A 274-nucleotide genomic window follows, 5' to 3' on the forward strand; every position below is an offset into this window, starting at 1 on the left:
TGCTGATGGGCACGAACAATCGTCGCATCGATAAACAACTCTTCAAGATCAGCATCTCTTTGAAGCGCAGCAGCTATTTGATCCCAAACGCCCTTGGTCTCCCAGCGGGCGAATCGAACATAGGCCGAGTGCCAGTTGCCAAACTCTTTTGGCATGTCCCGCCAAGGGCAGCCTGTTCGAGCGATGTAGAGTACCGACTCCACGAACAAACGGTTATCCGCTGCCGTGCGTCCTCTGTCTGTGGCCTTCCCAGGCAGAAAATCCGCTATGCGTG

The 274-nt window shown here is 54.7% G+C and carries 1 protein-coding gene; it reads right to left on the reverse strand.

The window, feature by feature from the left end; genetic code table 11:
- Positions 1–274 (reverse strand): transposase (locus tag ACLIIZ_RS21170; protein WP_416695700.1); only part of this gene is annotated, 274 nt, incomplete at both ends.

The organism is Azonexus caeni, assembly GCF_048146105.1.
In the GTDB taxonomy this organism is placed as follows: Bacteria; Pseudomonadota; Gammaproteobacteria; order Burkholderiales; family Rhodocyclaceae; genus Azonexus; species Azonexus aromaticus_B.